Origin of the sequence: Wolbachia endosymbiont of Aedes aegypti, from assembly GCF_021496215.1 — a bacterium.
Lineage (GTDB): Bacteria > Pseudomonadota > Alphaproteobacteria > Rickettsiales > Anaplasmataceae > Wolbachia > Wolbachia pipientis.
The window spans coordinates 351,528-369,192 of the sequence record NZ_CP090902.1 but is presented as its reverse complement, the minus strand read 5'-3'; the positions used below and the strand labels follow the sequence as shown (position 1 = coordinate 369,192).

At 35.3% G+C, this 17,665-nt stretch carries 14 protein-coding genes and 1 pseudogene; 7 read left to right on the top strand and 8 right to left on the bottom strand.

Features of this window, described 5'->3' with window-relative positions; genetic code table 11:
• The first annotated feature begins 1 nt into the window (after position 1).
• Positions 2 to 208: a hypothetical protein gene (locus L0Z58_RS01920; RefSeq protein WP_138264940.1), complete on the top strand. Its 207-nt coding sequence runs from the start codon at positions 2 to 4 to the stop codon at positions 206 to 208.
• Between the two features lie 30 nt (positions 209 to 238).
• Here the strand turns inward: L0Z58_RS01920 and L0Z58_RS01915 are convergent, their stop codons facing one another.
• From L0Z58_RS01915 to L0Z58_RS01900, 4 genes are all read right to left on the bottom strand, one after another.
• On the bottom strand, positions 239 to 1,867 hold the full coding sequence (locus tag L0Z58_RS01915) for an ankyrin repeat domain-containing protein (protein ID WP_010962552.1): 1,629 nt from the start codon (positions 1,865 to 1,867) through the stop codon (positions 239 to 241).
• 133 nt (positions 1,868 to 2,000) lie between these two features.
• Entirely contained in the window at positions 2,001 to 3,203 is a 1,203-nt protein-coding gene (locus tag L0Z58_RS01910) for a multidrug effflux MFS transporter (protein ID WP_010962551.1), read from the bottom strand.
• Between the two features lie 355 nt (positions 3,204 to 3,558).
• The gene (locus L0Z58_RS01905; protein ID WP_022626257.1) at positions 3,559 to 4,374 is read right to left on the bottom strand and encodes a hypothetical protein; all 816 of its coding nucleotides are present in this window, start codon (positions 4,372 to 4,374) and stop codon (positions 3,559 to 3,561) included.
• A gap of 57 nt (positions 4,375 to 4,431) precedes the next feature.
• Positions 4,432 to 7,767, bottom strand: coding sequence for a glycoside hydrolase/phage tail family protein (locus L0Z58_RS01900; RefSeq protein WP_010962549.1), 3,336 nt, complete (start codon positions 7,765 to 7,767; stop codon positions 4,432 to 4,434).
• 281 nt (positions 7,768 to 8,048) lie between these two features.
• Between L0Z58_RS01900 and L0Z58_RS01895 the strand changes: the two genes are divergently transcribed.
• On the top strand, positions 8,049 to 8,618 hold the full coding sequence (locus L0Z58_RS01895; protein WP_010962548.1) for a hypothetical protein: 570 nt from the start codon (positions 8,049 to 8,051) through the stop codon (positions 8,616 to 8,618).
• Between the two features lie 81 nt (positions 8,619 to 8,699).
• Positions 8,700 to 9,059 carry a hypothetical protein gene (locus tag L0Z58_RS01890; RefSeq protein ID WP_010962547.1) on the top strand — a complete coding sequence of 120 codons (360 nt, stop codon included), beginning with the start codon at positions 8,700 to 8,702 and terminating at the stop codon, positions 9,057 to 9,059.
• Here the strand turns inward: L0Z58_RS01890 and dcd are convergent, their stop codons facing one another.
• Entirely contained in the window at positions 9,060 to 9,617 is a 558-nt protein-coding gene (dcd, locus tag L0Z58_RS01885) for a dCTP deaminase (protein WP_006280485.1), read from the bottom strand. It lies immediately after the preceding gene.
• 141 nt (positions 9,618 to 9,758) lie between these two features.
• On the opposite strand from dcd, the gene L0Z58_RS01880 reads away from it, so the two are divergent.
• On the top strand, positions 9,759 to 10,775 hold the full coding sequence (locus tag L0Z58_RS01880; RefSeq protein ID WP_010962546.1) for a substrate-binding domain-containing protein: 1,017 nt from the start codon (positions 9,759 to 9,761) through the stop codon (positions 10,773 to 10,775).
• 72 nt (positions 10,776 to 10,847) lie between these two features.
• Here the strand turns inward: L0Z58_RS01880 and L0Z58_RS01875 are convergent, their stop codons facing one another.
• Positions 10,848 to 11,780, bottom strand: a complete 933-nt coding sequence (locus L0Z58_RS01875; protein ID WP_010082544.1) for a hypothetical protein — start codon at positions 11,778 to 11,780, stop codon at positions 10,848 to 10,850.
• Positions 11,781 to 12,046: 266 nt separating this feature from the next.
• Here L0Z58_RS01875 and L0Z58_RS01870 point away from each other — a divergent pair, with 266 nt between their 5' ends.
• Positions 12,047 to 12,478: a hypothetical protein gene (locus tag L0Z58_RS01870; protein WP_227738622.1), complete on the top strand. Its 432-nt coding sequence runs from the start codon at positions 12,047 to 12,049 to the stop codon at positions 12,476 to 12,478.
• On the top strand, positions 12,448 to 13,506 hold the full coding sequence (locus L0Z58_RS01865) for a TrkH family potassium uptake protein (protein ID WP_233406923.1): 1,059 nt from the start codon (positions 12,448 to 12,450) through the stop codon (positions 13,504 to 13,506). The genes L0Z58_RS01870 and L0Z58_RS01865 overlap by 31 nt, the downstream gene beginning before the upstream one ends.
• A gap of 255 nt (positions 13,507 to 13,761) precedes the next feature.
• On the opposite strand, the gene mgtE is transcribed toward L0Z58_RS01865, so the two are convergent.
• Positions 13,762 to 15,132 carry a magnesium transporter gene (gene mgtE, locus L0Z58_RS01860; RefSeq protein ID WP_010962545.1) on the bottom strand — a complete coding sequence of 457 codons (1,371 nt, stop codon included), beginning with the start codon at positions 15,130 to 15,132 and terminating at the stop codon, positions 13,762 to 13,764.
• A 153-nt stretch (positions 15,133 to 15,285) separates the two neighbouring features.
• On the opposite strand from mgtE, the gene prfB reads away from it, so the two are divergent.
• Positions 15,286 to 16,390, top strand: a protein-coding gene (gene prfB / locus L0Z58_RS01855) for a peptide chain release factor 2 (protein ID WP_179943604.1) whose coding sequence is annotated in 2 segments (ribosomal slippage) — positions 15,286 to 15,360 and positions 15,362 to 16,390 — 1,104 coding nt in all. Because the reading frame shifts where the segments join, the coding sequence is not laid out codon by codon here.
• Positions 16,391 to 16,526: 136 nt separating this feature from the next.
• On the opposite strand, the pseudogene L0Z58_RS07025 reads toward prfB, so the two are convergent.
• A pseudogene (locus tag L0Z58_RS07025) lies at positions 16,527 to 17,613 on the bottom strand (IS3 family transposase).
• Positions 17,614 to 17,665 lie beyond the last annotated feature (52 nt).

Here is a 17,665-nt window from a genome sequence, read left to right as displayed (position 1 = left end):
TATGAAAGCCCACTCTTCTTTGTCATCCCAGTACGTGACGTTATTTCCATCCAAGATGATGTCATTCCAGCACTTGACACTGGCATCTAGTTTTCTTTACAAATTCACCAAAAGTGCTTCATTCTATAACGCAAAACCCATACTCACCAAACCCAATGCATTACTTGCAATTAAGTTTCCTGGATCCCAGTGTCAAGCACTGGGATGACACCTTTTCCGGTAGAAGATCACTATCAAATCACATTGCTCTGGTCATTATGATCACCATTATTTTGTTCAACTGATTGATCGACCCCAGGTGAAGAAGAATCATCATAAGGTTGTGTGTCAGACTTTTCTTCGTCAGACCCAAACAACCATGAAAAAAACCACCAAAAAATGATGCAATTAATGAAAAAGGCTTCATAAGTATACTAAACAAACTACCAAAAAAAGAGCTCGGCTGTTCTTCTGTTTGTGCAGGTTCTGTGGAAGCAACAGGACCTACATCGTTGTCTTGTACATCAGTTCCTTGTTCTGCACTGGTGGTGCTGGTTTTTTCCCCTTCTTTGCTATTATCTGATTGTAGTTCAGTATCATCACCTACTCGTTTTTCTTCCTCTTGACCCCCTTCACTATCTGTCGATGATCCACCCGCTGAACCATCATCAGATTTTTCTGCGGGTTGCAATAGAGTTTTTATTCCTTCATCAGTGGCTAATTTGAAAGGAGTGTTTCCATGTTTATCTTCTATATTAACATCGATTCCATCTTTTCCCAATAGGGCTTCTACTGCCTCTTTATGGCCCTTTACAACGGCCCAATGTAAAGGAGTCTGTTCTGCAAGTTTATCTTTTATATTAACATCGATTCCTTCTGCTCCCAGTAGAGCGTTCAATACATTTATATCTATGTTGTCCTTTTTAGCAGCCAAATGCAAAGGAGTCCTGTCATCTTTATCTTGTGCATTAACATTGATTTCTTTTGCTCCCAGTAGAGCGTTCAATACATTTATATCTATGTTGTCCTTTTTAAGAACAGAATGTAAAGGAGTATCTTTATTCTTATCTGCTAAATTAACATCAATTCCCTCTTTTCTAAGTAGAGCGTTCAATACATTTATATCTATGTTGCCCTTTTTAAGAACAGAATGTAAAGGAGTATCTTTATTCTTATCTGCTAAATTAACATCGATTCCATCTTTTCCCAATAGGGCTTCTACTACCTCTTCATGGCTATTTTTAGCAGCACAATGTAGAGGAGTCTTGCCATCTTGATCTGTTGCATTAACACTTGCTCCTTGATTTATTAGATCGTTTACTGTATCGATATCACCTCTTCCAGCAGCCTTAAGTAATTCATCTGTGTTTTGTAATAGAGTTCGTATGTCTTGAGTAGTGGCTAAATCTAAAGGAGTGTCTCCATTTTCATCTTCTGCATCAACATTTGCCCCTTTGTCCAATAGAGCTTCTACTACCTCTTTATGGCCCTTTTCAGCAGCCCAATGTAGAGGAGTCTTGTTATCTTGATCTTTTACATTAACCTTTGCTCCTTCACTTATTAGACTGTTTACTTCCTGAATATTACCGCTTTTAGCAACCTCAAGTAATTTAGCTGTGCTTTGTAATAGAGTTTTTATTTCTTCGTCAGTAGTTAAAACTAAGGGAGTGTTTCCCTCTTCATCTTCTGCATTAACATTTGCCCCTTTGTCCAATAGAGCTTCTACTACCTCTTTATGGCCCCATACAGCAGCAATATGTAAAGGAGTCTCTCCTTTATCATTTTCTACCTTAACATCTGCTCCTTCACTTATTAGACGGTTTACTGCATCAATATCACCTCTTTCAACAGCCTTAAAAAAATTATTTCTACTTTGTGAACTACTCATCCTACACCTCTTTGTAAAACTATATTGTTATGATAAAGTCGTTAATAATCTATGAGCTCTCACCCCCTGTAAAATTATATTATCATGATAAAGTCATTAATAACCCATGAGCTCTGGATCACGCAAATAATGATTATTCCCTGTGTTTTTCAGTACATTTGAGCTGGCTGTACATAAGAATCGCAATTGTAGAGCATGCTATTGTTAATAGTAAATTTGGTAAAATACCATAGCGAAAAAATTTTCCTACTATATATATTCCAATAGCCCCAAACATCATATTGCAGAATGAGAGGACTGCACTACCAAGCCCTATACCTTTGATCGTTTCTAAAGCAGAAGTTACGTTATTGCTTATTATTAATGCAAGTCCGATATTGGCTGGAATCCAAGCAGTTTGAAGAATGAATATATTCAACTTGTCCGCGAAATAAAAATATACCAATAAACTATTGGATATTATCGGTAACACCAAACCTATTATTAGCATTTTGCTAACCCCTACTTTTGGTACATACCTTCTATTAATTAAAGTTCCAATTATGTAGAATATGACTATGATCGATATGAGGTAGCCAAAATACTGTACTTCAATGCCCATCGATTCAAATATGAACGGGTAGTTAGCAATATATGCCCAAAGCCACATGAAAGTTAATCCATGAATGGCTGAAAACCCAAGGAAACGATAATTTCTAAATATTGATATATATTGCTTGAAGATATTAGTAGTTATGTTAGTTATACTGGTTTCATTTTTATTTACAGTGAGTGTTTCTTGTAACTTAAAGTAGATAAAAATAAGTATAGCAATTGCCGCGAGTGACATAATAAAAAACAAAAATTTCCAATGATACCCATGTGAAATTATATAACTGCCCACCACTGGAGCTATTCCAGGTGAGAGTGCCACAACCATATTTAATTTTGAAATTACTCTCGAGTATTCACTACCCGAGTACATATCCCTTATTGCTGCATACCCAACAACACCTGCAACACCAGCTCCTGCCCCTTGTATGAAGCGAATTAGTATCAAGAGCATAATACTGTCGGCTATATAACACATGACACTTGCCAAAGTAAAAATTGTCATACCAATCAGCATCATTGGACGCCTACCATAATGGTCCGATAATGGACCATAAATTAAGCCAGATACCGCAAATCCAACTAGATTTAAGCTAATTGTAAGCTGCACTACACTGCCTTCTACTTTAAAATAATTGGCAATGCTTGGTAGTGCAACTGAGTATAGGTCAGTTGCCATATCGACAATTGCTACAGACAATATCATAATAAGAGAGATGATATTTTGCGAAAGAGCTGTTTTCACTTAATGATTTACTGGATTAAATATACTTAATTATAATGTATTTTTTTCATTAGTATATTAAATTAACTACTGAAATTAAGAGTAGCTATTCAAGAAAAAGCCTGTGAAGGCTCTATCCAGTAGGTCAGTGCCATGACTACTTGGATCTAGTTTCCATTATACAATTTCATCAAAGCAGTTTACTTACTTGCAATTAAGTTTCTGGATCCAAGTAGTCATGGCACTGGGATGACAGGAGAAGGAGGCTACTTAGATGACACCCTCCTAGTGGATTCAAATCACAATGTTCGTACAGTTATGTGCTTTGACACTGAAATCTTAAGCTAAAATCATGAAAAGCACGAATTTCAATATCTTACCTTTGATTATTCACTTTAAGCTTTAAGTCTTCAACAGAAGATGCATTTGCCTCACTTACTACCTTTAGTGGTTCACCAAGGCTATGTTCCACTTTTGTCTCAAATTTAAAGCCCAATTTTTCGCAAAGCTTCTGAAAATATTCAACAATAACATCAAACAAATTCTTACCACTTACTTTGTAGTTTTTTAGCTCTTTAGGAATGGTAAGAAGTACTTTACCATCTTCATATGTTACATTTTTATCTTCACATTTCAGTTTAAACTCCGCTGAACTGCAAAAACCTGGTGTTTCGATATATGTACAATCATCATAGTTAAGCATTTTTGTATATTTCATGCTAAAACTAAGCTTTATACAATTGGGTTCACGACAATCCATAATATACTCTCTTGTCATACAGTTGCTTTGCGTTGACAAATGAAAAGATCCAAGAGCTTGACTCATATCATTAGGAAGAAAATGAGTATATCCGCCCTGATAATAGTTATTTATTAACTCCTCAATAATAGAGTTATTGGGAATTGTTGCACCAACGTGTTTAAACATTTCTGTAAAAATTTGTCTGAGAAATGGACGATAATTCCCTTTTCCGTTTTCATCCCGTAGAATTAGATTTTTATGTTTTGAATACAGATTGTTAATAAATTCGTTAGTTATTTTTTGTCCGTTAATAGCAAGGCCGTGTGTTCTATTAAGATCCTTATATGTTCCCTCACCAGAAATTACTTCGTCCCAAGTGTTAGCTTTGAAATCAGCATATTTGAGCTTCTTCACTTCAGCTTTCAACGCATTGACCATCTCCTTTGACATGTTATATCTCTACCATTAATACCTGTATATTAATTCTAGCACTTACTTTATTAAATTTCAATTACTAAATGAATTTATCACTTTCACTTCCGTATTTTCCAGCGAGTCACCGTAAGTCACTGCTTTTAGGTAAAACTTTTTTCCCCTTTGCACTTCGAAAGATATTACTGAATCATCAAGCAGAGTAAATTTTTCACCTGCGGTGTGCTGATACTCTTTGGTGCCCTCTTGCCCTCTAATTAGGTTGCTAAGCTTATATTTATTTTTATCTATAAGTTCGGCACTCTGAAATTTTACTATCTCTTTTCCAACCAGTGCTAAATTGCTTACATTTATAGTACTAACATTAGTGCTTGTAAAACCCTCTTCTGTCATCCCAGTGCCCAGACACTGGGATCCAGGAGAAATATGGTCAAGCGCTGGAATGACACCATCACTTAAATAATGGTTATATGAAGAACTCAATACACCAAAACGTAACACTACTATAAGCCCCTCGTCGGTAGATTCCATTACATATCCGTAAGTAGACTGCTTGTTTGTGTTTGCGATAGGCTTATAATCCTTATCGTTGTACGAAATAAAGAGTGTTGCTCCTTTCCAATTCTTTTCCTCACTAATTAAAGTAAAGCTTGCACTATTACCTTTAATATCCGGTAAATCTATCATTTCTACGATGATTTTGCTGATATGAGAAGGAGGGTATTCCTTCAGCATAAGTGACCTTGTTGAAGGAAAAGAAAGCTTATATATAGAGTGATCATAACCAACGCCAATTACTTGAATGGACATGCTTTCAAATTTCGTTTTTATAATTCTCACCGTATGTTTTTTCTCACTGTCTAAAATCGTTATTACATCACTTGGCACAAGCCACGCATATTTTATCGGTAGCTTGAAATTGTATATATTTCTCTCTTGCCACGAAGAATAAAGTAAAACCTCAGCGATATTTTGCGCCTCTCCCTCCTCCATAATGAGCGGTATTTCAACTGTTATAGCAGCGCCTTGCTTTGGCAACTCAGCATATTTAACATCAATTGGATAGCCAAAATTGCGATTAAAATAAACGACGTTAACTTTATTGTTTAAATCTAATTGACTGATATTAGCAAGTTTTGAATTGTTACTGAAAACCGTTTCACCAATTGGTATTTCAGTCGTAACTCCCCTGCCCTTTTGGACAAATTTCAGTTTAGAGTCCTGTTCAACCACATCAAAAAAATAGCAACTTTGCAGCATTTTAATAATTGAACGTACCGATTGCTGGTCATTTATTACATATCCAGACAATAATCCTTTAACATCACTCGTATCGAACTGATCGCTTTTTAAACCTGCTTTTTGTAATAGATCCGATAAAACATTGGAAATATTAAGCTGTGAAAGCTTTCCCTGAATCCAATGTCCTGTCTGCCAATTATGGCAGTCAGTCCACATATCACACAAATTGGGGAAATAAGGAAATGGCCTTGCATCCCATGCCCAGAGAAACATTTTTTCTACCATTTCCGAGCTTTGCCACTTCTTTAGCGTTCCTTCAATTGCAATTTTTTGCGAAAGAAAGCTCACCTCTCCGTTTGAATATCGTGGATATTTGCTCTCTATGCTGCCTTTATCAACAAACACATTTGGCTCATTAGTGCAGCCGTTCATACTGGGAAATCCATACTCAGTAAACCATATTTTTTTCATTTTTGGTTGCCATTTCGTTTTACTACCACTGGGGTTTATGTGAGTTTCACTCCACCATTTCTCTATATTTTTCCACGCATACCTGCTGTCGTTATACTTTACTTTTTCAGGTTCACTCTTTGAGTAATCATAGAAATAATCATACCCCACTCCACTGCTCCAACCACCCATTACATCTTCCACGGAATAACCAAAAGGAGGCTCTGGACCATCAGTCAGTGGAAAATAAGCATCTATGCCAATAACGTCGATGTACTCTGAAGACCAAAGCTCATCCATATTATACCAACCATCATATGAATGGTATTCACTCCAATCAGCAGCGTAAGTTACCGTTACTTCTTTTCCAAGCTGAAGTTTTATTCGCTTTGCAAGCTTAACTAGCTCTATAACGGCAGGGTAATTCCCTTGTTCATCCCTGATTTTGGTAAGTTGCGCAAATTCAGATCCGATGATAAACCCTTCCACTTTAGTTTGTTTGGCAATGCTTGCATAATGCTCTATAAATTTGTTATATTGATTCTCAAAAAAATCACTTATATCCCCAGGGGTCCCGCTCAATTTTCCTCGCCACTCTTTGTTCTTTGTGTCAAGTAAGGGCATTGGATAGAGCATCACCTTGTAGCCTCTGCTGTGTAGCTCTTCTATATATCTTATCAACGCTGCATCACTAACTGTGCCACCATACCTTGGGTTTCCACTCGCATCTTTTGAAATTAGCTGAGCATTATCTCTGGTTACACCCCCTACTTGCCAATCATCAGGTAATATTGCGGAATCATCTTGAAATTCAACTGCAGGATATATTTTACAATCTTTAATGTTCAGATCATTCACAAACCAATTGACTACCACCGACACCAACTCAACATTTGGCAAATCTTCTTTTAATTGATCCAAAGAAAGCATTGCATCGCTCTTTTTAGTGTGGTTGTTGTGATTTACCCTTTGCGCCAGCCCATATGGGATATATTGGTTGCTGCTTATTTTCTCTTGCGCGATTTTCTTCTGTATTTTTGTATCATATACAAACTCACCTGAACCTGGTATGATATTGATATTCCGAATATTTTCCGCTATTGAAAACCCAACGGGCTTTAATGTAGTTCGCACTTCAAATGTAAATATCGGGACGCGATTGTTATAGTCTGCTAAAGGAAAATTCTTGATGACTATGTAAGATATTCCCCTATAAGCCGGCACATTCCCCTCTCCTTCAATTGATGACATAAATGGATCAGGATTTTGGTCTTCTCTGCCGCTGTAAAAAGTATAATCTATTTCATCAAAGCTAAGTGATGTTGTATCTGCCCAGATTCTGTTTAATTTTTCTACTTTCCCCTTGCAGATCGCAATTGCAAGCGTTGCGTAGTAATTATATGTAACGTTCATACCTCTTCCAATTTTGCTTTTGGTGGTTATCGCCTCTTCTTTTATTGGCTGTGACCAAATAATGTTCCCTGCAACACGAGCAGTGCCATAGATAATTGGAATCGTTCTGCCGTAGGTTGAGGTTTGAACTTGCAGATTTTTTAGTCTCGCACCATGCGTTACTTTTTGCTCGGCATCAAGGCCGAACATTGCCCCATCTAGCTGTGCACCAAGAAGAGCACCGAGTTCTGAGCCGATAATCCGGCCAATTGGACCAAAAATGCTGCCTGCCTGACCAAAAATTGATGATAAAATTATTGTAGACATGGTAATCCTCCTTTTGATAGATTTTTTTGAAATTGTTGAGAGAAGATCCAAGTGTCACGCTACTTGGATGACAAGAAAGTGGTACTGGGATGACAGATACTATGATAAGAAATTCAGTAGCTTACAATGGATAGTTGAAGTTTTTAATTAAGAAAAGCACACAAGTAAATCGTGTAGCTATAGTTATTGTAAGCAACAATGAAAAAGTGCGGAAGTGAAAAATTTATGTTGATTTTATATTAATTTTTAGTACAATTTAGCATTATAATCTGGGGGTGCCAATGAAATTTGAAATGTCGGAAGAAAATAGTAAAAGAGTCTTGTCTGGTACAAAATGGATTACTAATGTTGGTCAAAACTATCTTACATCACTGAATAATAGCACTAAACCAACTAGTTCTGGAAAAAAATTAATCAATGCTTTTTTACTTGTTCCAATCATCGTGCCTACTGCTATAACAGCATTATCTCTTAGCTTAACTATGCTTTTTTTGAATGCTGTTAATGTTCAAAAAGATGATTCTAAATTATCTAAAGTAATAAAGTTTATAGTTAGCTCTCTAATCTATATAGCTGCTACCGTGGTTTTAATTCCGTGCATTGTATTAAATCTAATAATTTCACTGATACCTGGTCTTATTTTTTATTACATTAATAAAGACATGTTTAGTCAAAAAGACATAGAAAACAGTCAAGGTCAACCAGTAAATAAAGTTGAGATAAGTAATGATAAAGAATACAATGAGCGTGTTGAAAAAGAAGCTAGAATATCAGGAACTGACCAACATCAAAATAATAAAGAGCACGAGCAAAATGAACTAAGGAGTAATAGTCAAAGTAATTCAGAATAACACCATTCAGCATATAATCAAGCATTAGTAAGTAATGGTCAACTACATAATCAACCGACTGTAGAAGTAATATCTCGAGAAGTGGGTAATACGCGATTTGTAGACCAGACTGTTATAGCAAAGGATATAAATAATGATGGTATACGAGATGGTGGAATGATGATGCGAACAGTTGGAAATGATCGTAACTTCACTGCTTGTGGTGTTGTTACCGGAAATGCTACTAATAAACAAGAAGGTTTCGCTACTGCTATGGGGTTTTCATGTAACATTGTTGAAAATGGAATAGATTTCCAACTTGGCTGCAGTATGCGCACTGGAACTGACAAAAAGCAAGCAATTAAACATCTTAAGCAAAGTGAATCAGCGCGAACTTTGCTGTCTGGTGATAGTGGAATATTGTCTATAGAGCAGTTTGGTAGCTCACAACGAAAGCAGTAATTATTTCACCAGCGGCAAAGTAATACCATGCTGATTCATATATTTTCCTTTCATATCATCATATGATTTCTCGCATTCACTTTCGCCGCTTAAAAATACGAATTGGCATGCGCCTTCATTAGCGTAAATTTTCGCAGGAAGTGGAGTGGTGTTTGAGAATTCGAGTGTGACATGACCTTCCCATCCAGGTTCTAAGGGAGTAACGTTTACTATAATTCCACATCTTGCGTAAGTTGATTTACCAACACAAATGACCAGTACATTCCTTGGTATACGAAAATATTCCACTGTACTTGCAAGCACAAAGCTATTTGGTGGAATTATACATACGTCTGTCTCCTTATCTATGAAACTATTCTCAGAAAAATTTTTAGGGTCCACGATGGCTGAATTAACGTTAGTAAAAATTTTAAATTTATTATCCACTCTTGCATCGTAACCATAAGATGATAGTCCGAAAGATATAACACCTTTGCTGCTTTTGTGGTTCACAAAAGGTTCTATCATTCCAAAATTTTCAGCTTTTTCTCTTATCCATTTATCTGGCATAACTGCCATAATTGCCCCTTAAAGTTGTGTAATACTTACAATAATATAAAATAAAATTTAAATGTAAACTGTAGCTTTTGTCATGCAATTAAAGCTTTTCAGTTTGATTTTTTATTACAATAATTAGATTTATGTTCTTAACTAAAAATAATGCTTAGAAACTTTCTCCTGATTTTTGTATTCGTATTATTCACGCCGCTATCAAATGCTGATGCCAGGAAATACATCAGAATTGTTGGATCTTCAACTGTTTTTCCTTTTATCTCGTTTATAGCCGAAGAGTTCAACCGTGTATTCTCCTTTAAGACTCCAGTTGTGGAATCGATAGGAAGTGGATCAGGATTCAAAATGTTTTGCTCAGGAATAGGGGAAGACACTCCAGACATCACCACTTCATCTCGCCCTATGAAGGAAGTAGAAAGAGAACTATGTAAAAGGAATAAAATTAATGAAGTGATAGAAATCATCATTGGCTATGATGGAGTTGTCATTGCAAATTCAAATCAAAGCCATAGATTTGATTTCACAAAGAAGGACTTATTTGAAACTTTATCTGCATATTCTCAAGAAAATGATAAATTAGTAAAAAATAATAAGAAGTTTTGGTCTAATGTCAATCAAGCCTTACCAAAAACAGAAATTGAAATTTATGGTCCACATCAAAATACAGGTACATACGAAACTTTGGTTAATTCTATTATGCTTGATCAATATTCATGCATGAACTCGAGAATTTTCAAAGAGAATTATAAAGATCAGGAAGAAAGAAAGAAAGCATGTGGTAATATAAGGGATGACGGAAGGTATATAGAAGTTGGAATTAATGAAAATATAATAATACAAAAATTGAAAAGTAACAAGAACGCCTTAGGGATATTTAGTTTCAGCTTTTTAATGAGGAATCAAGATAAAATACAAGGGAGCACAATTGCAGGAATTGAGCCAACTTACGAAAATATATCATCGGGAAAATATATATTAGCAAGACCTCTATACCTTTACATAAAGAGGAAACACTTGGATACTGTTGATGGATTAAGAGAATTCGTAAAAGAAATTATAGATTCGATCGGCATTGAAGATGGGTACCTATCTAGGCTTGGTCTAATTCCACTTTCAAGTGAAGATATAAAGAAAGCTTCAGCAAAGGTTTATGATATAACGTGACGGCAACGTTTCTTTTATATTCTTTGTTCTAGCGTAGTCAGACCCAGCGCGGCGCGCTGGGATGACAATGGATTACTGATTAGGCAGTTCTGCGTTGTTGCAACACCCAGAAACAACCGGGTTCAAACTTTTCGTATTTGGACTTTCTGATTTCTCACAAACTCCTCCAATATAAGCTAGTACAGCCAATGCTGAAACTGCTGAAACTTCTAAAACTAATGCAACTACAGGATATGCCAGCACATAGGCTGCAATAGCACCAACTACGCATAGTCCAACAACGCCTAGAGCGATCTTCCCTTTGTATTCATTAAGCTTTATTTCTCTGTCCTTTTTATAACCCTTAACTTCTTGAATAAAGTCTTCAAGCCATCCCTCACCAGCTATATTAGCATACTCTTTTTGTTGCTTTTCAAGAGAACCTATTATATAGTTATCTTCTGTATTTTGACCTTCTCTATTAACCATGTGGTCTTCAAGCCAGAAGTTACGAACATCAGGGGAAGCTTTATCCCAAAGAAGTTTAGTGATCTCTTTTATCTTTTCAAATTCTTCTTTGCCAAGGTTTCTTTCATAGTCAACCATCAGAGGATAAATTAACAAGCAATCAATATCAGTAGCATCACTCCAATATACATTTCGCGTCAAAACACTTTCTACATCTTCACCGCAATTCTCTAGTGCTGTTTTAACTTGATCAACATTAAGACTTCTTATTGCACGCCTTAGTGCCATATCAAGATCCATTACCCTCTTGTGCTCTTCTATTTCTTGAATAACTGTTTTAAGAGCAGGTATGTTATAAAGGCCAAATCCTCGAAAACTCTCTATTGCACGACAACACACAAAATCACGAGTTTTCTGATTAGCAACTTTCCAAATTTGTTTAATGATCTCTACGTTTTCTCCAATTTCTCCTTGAACTTTAACTCCAGCGTCAAGACCAATAATAGCAAAATCTAAAAAATTATCTTTGTAACCAGCCCCAATCCCCTCGTGGTTCAAAACTGCTTGTATATTATCACATTCATTATTGTCGAATATGCCCTGGACCTTTTGAGGGTAGTTATTGCTAATTGCTATAATTAATGAAGCTCGAATTTTTTTTGTATATCAGTTAATTCAACCATATCTTACCTCTAATAAAAATTTAATTATCACACATATTTACAAGTAAATCAAGTATATTGTTAATAACTGTTAATAAAGGCCAACAAAATGCTTGACGTTAGAGTAGCTTTTATGGCTTTGTATAGCGAGGAAGTAATTCTATGAAAAATCATCAACGTTTACAAAATTTGCGTTCAATTGTATTTATTGTGGGAATATTCCTATTGCTGTTTAGCTTAGCAATGCTTATTCCTGCTATTACTAATAAATGTCTCAGCTACAAATGGAAAAATTTCCTCGCTGGATTCATAATTACCTGCACATCTGGCGCAATTTTTATTTTACTCGGTAAATTAAGTAGATTGCATGGAATGCCAGCAATTTTTGCGATTACTAGTTGCACCTGGATTGCCTTGTCTCTGTTTGCAGCTATTCCTTTCTATTTTGATAATCTGAGCTATGTTGATGCATTGTTTGAAACGATATCTGGCATCACAACCACAGGAGCAACTATATTAATGATATTGAAAAACAATCTCCAGGAATACTGCTATGGAGAGCAATGCTACATGGCATGGGGGGTTTTGGTGTAATCACTTTAGGAATTGCAGTTTTTCCTATGTTTAAGGTTCTCAGCCTAAATAATTTACTTTATTCTGAGTATTCAGATGCTACCAAAAGGAAGTTGCCGAATACGCGAAGCGTAGTGATTCATGTTACGGCAATATATTATGGCTTAATTTTGTTATGTATATTTTCCTATTATCTAGCTGGTATGCCACTGTTTGATGCAATATGCCACGGAATGTCCTCTGTATCAACTGGTGGATTTGCTAACTATAATGATTCTATAGGGCACTATAATAACCCTATGTTAGAAGTCATAACGATCATTTTTATGATTTTGGGTTCTCTGCCTTTTCTTAGCTATTTAAAAATTATAAGACGGTTAGACATTTGCTATGATGAACAGGTCTCTTACTTTGTTAAGATAGCTACTATCTCATCTTTATTTGCTTGTTTTTGGTTGTATAAAAATGTTGATTTAGGAGTGTCATTATCATTTAGATGCAGCACATTTACCATCACTTCCTTGATTACGTCAACTGGTTATGCAATCTGTAATCATATAGATTGGAGTTTCATTTCAGTCTTAGCTTTTTTTCTCACCTTTGTTGGTGGATGTAGTGGTTCTTCAAGTGGTGGTGTCAAAATCTTCCGCTTGATTGTTCTTTTAAGGTCTATAAGAAATTACTTTTACCTTTTATTAAACCCTGATGCAGACAATGGAGTAAAATTCAATGGAAAAACCCTGGAGAATGATGAAATTCACTCTGTCTTTATATTTTTTGCAATTTTCATGTTAACGTTTACCATTTCATCAATAGTGATGTCTTACTTAAGCAATGCAGACTTTATAACTAGCGTCAGTTCAGTCTCTGCAACGCTTACAAACTCTGGTCCAGGGTTCAGCAACTTAATAGGTCCTTCAGGTAACTATTCTTCTTTCAGTAATGAAGTAAAATTATTTCTATCGTTTTTAATGCTGCTTGGCAGACTTGAAATATTGCCAATCTATTTTTGTATAGGTAATTTATTCTTATTTAATAGAGAGAAATAGTTGGTGAAACTTGATATTATAGCTAAACTGACTTACGACAATTTGAAAAACCGTCATTCCGCTACTCGTTAGCGATATCTATACCGCGAATAAATCCACAGATGTACGAACATTGTGATTTGGGCACACCAAGAAGAATGTCATCCAAGTAGCCCCTTTCTCGTCATCCCGCTACTTGTTAGCGGGATCTATGCTAAGAGATACCGCGAATGAATCGCGGCATGACGGTTCGCGGCGGTATAGCTATAGATAGTATTAGCTATTTAATAAAAAGATCGTAGCTAAACCAAGAAATATAAAAGCTGAGAGAATATCAGTTGTTGCCGATGTTAGGATTGAAGAAGAAACGGCAGGGTCAGACTTTAAGCGATGAAGCATTATAGGAATGAAAGTTCCGATGAACGTTGCAATAATTGACATCATAATCATGGAGACCACAAAAATCATCTCCACTTTGAAGTTGTGAAACCTTATTGCTAACACTACTAATGAAATAGTAGATAAGATCACCCCGTTTATAAGACCTATTAAAAATTCTTTCATCAGTATTCTTTTTGCATTTTGCTCAGTTAGATATTTTGTTGCGATTGCCCGGATGGTTAGCGTTACTGTTTGGGATCCTGCATTTCCGCTCATTGATGCAATTATCGGCATGATTATTGGCAGCACTATAAAACTTTTTATTACATCATCGAAAAAGCCAACTACTATGGAACACATTGTTGCAGCTAAGAGGTTAAACAGTAACCAAGGTAGCCTTTTAATTATAGTTTTATGTATAGGGGCATTTATATCGGCTTTAGAAGATACACCGCTTATTTTGAGTACATCCTCTTCTGTTTCTTGTTGAACAACTTTTATCACATCTTCAATTAAGATCACACCAATAATTTTACCATTCTTATTTACTACCGGAGCCGATAATAGAGAGTAATCTTTAAATATTCTTGCTACTTCCTCTTGGTCTATTCCAGTTTTAATGATTTTTATGTCATGATCCATTATCTCTTTTATTATTGTGTCTCCTGAGTGAGATATTACCTTATTTAAATTAACACTGCCTATAGGCTCTAATTTTGAGTTGATAATGAATATCTGGTGAAATTTTTCTGGTATTTTTTTATAGTTGCACACAAATTCTGTCAGTTGATTTATTGTCCAATAATATGGAGCTATAACCATATCTTTATGTATTAACCTTCCTGCACTTTCTTCTGGATATGATAGCAACTCCTCTACCGATTTCTGAGTTTTGCTGGGCAAATAGTAAAGTATATTTTCTACAGACTTTCTATCTAAATCTTTCACTATGGTTACTATATCTTCTACATCAAGGAGCATTAGTAACTTTGCTGTATTTTCTATTCCCAATGTTTCTATGATCTCTATTTGTAAATCTGGCACTACATGCACTAGGGCATCACTTAACAAATGTTGATCGAGGATATTAACTAATTTCTCCCTGTGATCACTGATCGAAGTAGATAAAAAATAAGCTAACTGAACACTGTCTATCGTTTTTACAATATTACGAACATTCTCTAGCTCCTCGTTATCAAGTGACTCTATTAAGTCATCAATAGCCTTTTTGTATAAGCCATAATGGGAACTTATTTCAATATTCATTACTTTACCTTGTTTTTTAATAAATATACGCGCTTGATTTCCTTAAACATTAAAGTATAATGAAATTATTTAAATTAACTATCATATGGTTAAATTTCTATTTTGTTTACTGTTATTGTTATTGATAGTAAATATATTAAAATCTAAAGTATAATGAAAACTTATCCAGAAATTCTTGAACACCTTCAAAGCTTAAATAAAAGTATTTCTCTTATCAGGAGGTGTCTTTGACATAGAAAAATTAAAGTTGCGTCTTGAAGAGCTTGACTCCCAAGCGTCGAATGATGACCTATGGCAAGATAACCAAAAAGCACAAGAAGTTTTAAAAGAACGTTCTAAAATTAAGAATGACGTAGAGTCGTTTTTAAAGCTGGAAAGCGATTACAACGATGCCATCAGCTTAATGAAGTCTGCTATTGATGAAAATGATGAAGAATTTTTCTCTGAAGTTGAAAATGAATTAGCTAAGCTAGAGAAATTAATCAAGTATAAAGAAACAGAGTCCTTATTTACTGGTGAAGCAGATAATAATAACTGCTTTTTAGAAATCCACTCAGGAGCTGGCGGAACCGAGAGCAATGATTGGGCTGAAATGCTGATGCGCATGTATATAAGGTGGGCAGAAATTTATCACAACTTTAAAGTTGAAGTTGTAGAAAAATTAGAAGGAGAGTCAGTTGGTATAAAGTCTGCAATGATAAAAATCGTTGGAGAAAAAGCTTATGGGTGGGCAAAAAGTGAAAGTGGAATTCACAGGCTGGTTAGAATATCGCCATTTGATGCAAATGGTAAACGTCATACCAGTTTTGCAAGTGTAGGAGTAACTCCAGTGATAGAAGATTCAATTGATATTGCTGTGGATGAAAAGGATCTAAAGATCGACACCTATCGTGCTTCCGGAGCAGGCGGTCAGCATGTGAACAAGACTGAAAGTGCGGTACGCATTACGCATATTCCAACTGGTGTTGTAGTTCAATGCCAAAATGGTCGTTCTCAACACAGAAATAAAGATGAGGCGTTAAAATTACTTAAAGGACGTTTATACCAAATTGAACTGGAAAAAAAAGAACAGAAAATGGCTGAAGAATATGGTAAAAAATGCGATATAGGCTGGGGCAATCAGATCAGATCGTACGTTATGCATCCATATCAAATGGTGAAGGATTTAAGAACCGGACATGAAGTGGGCAATATAAATTCTGTTTTTGATGGTAATATAGATTGTTTCATAGTTAGTGTGCTTACTAAGCAAAATTAGGTAGGGTTGACTTTCTTGCCATAATATATGATAATTAAAATATTGTTAAAGTAGGAGTAAAGTTATGGCGATTAAATATGATCAGTGGAAAAGTGACCTTACCCAGAAAAAGTGGAGAGAAAGTGTGGAATGTTTTTTACAAAAAGAATGATGCATCAAATTGTTCTGGAATGCAATAGTTAATAGTGACGTTGTTTGTTATAAAAAATTTCTATGTATTCAAATATTGCAGTTCTAGTTTGTTGAGCAGAGTGTTGTGAAGTATCAATAAGTATTTCTCTTTTCAATGAGCTAAAGAAGCTTTCTGCAACAGAATTGTCGTAACAACAGCCTTTATTACTCATCTATATTCTTTACAGCTAAGAGATATTGATACCCTTGCGCAGTATATTGTGAACCTTGGTCACTGTGCAGCAGTAGATTTTTAACAGGTTTACGCCTATTAATGGCCATTAATAAAGAGTTCATAACCAATTGTTTATTTATTGCACTACTCATTAACTACCATACGTGAGAATTATTGCTGCCAAATATAGCCATCCCTCCTTGGTTTTGATGTAAGTAATCCCATACTTTATTTGGTTGATCAACAATAAAGTTTTGATCTAGTATATTGGGAGCTACAGCTCTATTATCTGTTTGTTGTTTTTTAATTTTAAACTTTCTTCTCAGTATAGCCCTGATGTCATTTTTCTGCATAATACTTTGCACCGTTTTCAAATTGCAACTTTTACCCAAAGCCTTCAATTCAGCATGAATTTTAGGAGCTCCATATCTACATTTAGAAACTTGATATATTTTTTGAATAGCTGCGAGTAGCTCTTTATTTGCTGATTCTCTACTGCTTATTTTTCTTGTGGTCCACTTATAGTAGCCACTAGCAGAAAATCCTACATAATTCCTGTACTTTATAGCAGTTACTATATAAAAAAATATTTTACTCTTTTTGACTGGCCAGGGCTTTTTTTTAAATGTCTCTTTCCCTTGTTACTCTTGCTTTGTAAATCAAACCTCTCTTTGTCGTAAGGAGCCATGTTACCTCTACCTGGAAATGCATTTGCCGCTGACTTTTTTTCGTTATATTTCTTCATCCATTTTCCTAATACACTATCCCTTATTCCTAGATCTCTTGCTACTTTTGCAACTGGTTGACCTACCTTTTTTTGTTCATTTGCCAGTTTAACAGCTTCCAATTTGAATTCTGCTGTATATTCTCTTACCATTTCTAATCCTCCAAAATTTTATTTTACCCAAAAAAACTCTTTTCTTTCTCTC

Bases quoted from the DNA above. Each gene is read 5' to 3' on its own strand.
- L0Z58_RS01905 (WP_022626257.1), bottom strand. From the start codon at position 4,374: ATGTCAAAGGAGATGGTCAATGCGTTGAAAGCTGAAGTGAAGAAGCTC.
- L0Z58_RS01915 (WP_010962552.1), bottom strand. From the start codon at position 1,867: ATGAGTAGTTCACAAAGTAGAAATAATTTTTTTAAGGCTGTTGAAAGA.
- dcd (WP_006280485.1), bottom strand. From the start codon at position 9,617: ATGGCAGTTATGCCAGATAAATGGATAAGAGAAAAAGCTGAAAATTTT.
- L0Z58_RS01920 (WP_138264940.1), top strand. From the start codon at position 2: ATGAAAGCCCACTCTTCTTTGTCATCCCAGTACGTGACGTTATTTCCA.
- L0Z58_RS01880 (WP_010962546.1), top strand. From the start codon at position 9,759: ATGCTTAGAAACTTTCTCCTGATTTTTGTATTCGTATTATTCACGCCG.
- L0Z58_RS01900 (WP_010962549.1), bottom strand. From the start codon at position 7,767: ATGTCTACAATAATTTTATCATCAATTTTTGGTCAGGCAGGCAGCATT.
- L0Z58_RS01865 (WP_233406923.1), top strand. From the start codon at position 12,448: ATGCTACATGGCATGGGGGGTTTTGGTGTAATCACTTTAGGAATTGCA.
- L0Z58_RS01895 (WP_010962548.1), top strand. From the start codon at position 8,049: ATGAAATTTGAAATGTCGGAAGAAAATAGTAAAAGAGTCTTGTCTGGT.
- mgtE (WP_010962545.1), bottom strand. From the start codon at position 15,132: ATGAATATTGAAATAAGTTCCCATTATGGCTTATACAAAAAGGCTATT.
- L0Z58_RS01870 (WP_227738622.1), top strand. From the start codon at position 12,047: ATGAAAAATCATCAACGTTTACAAAATTTGCGTTCAATTGTATTTATT.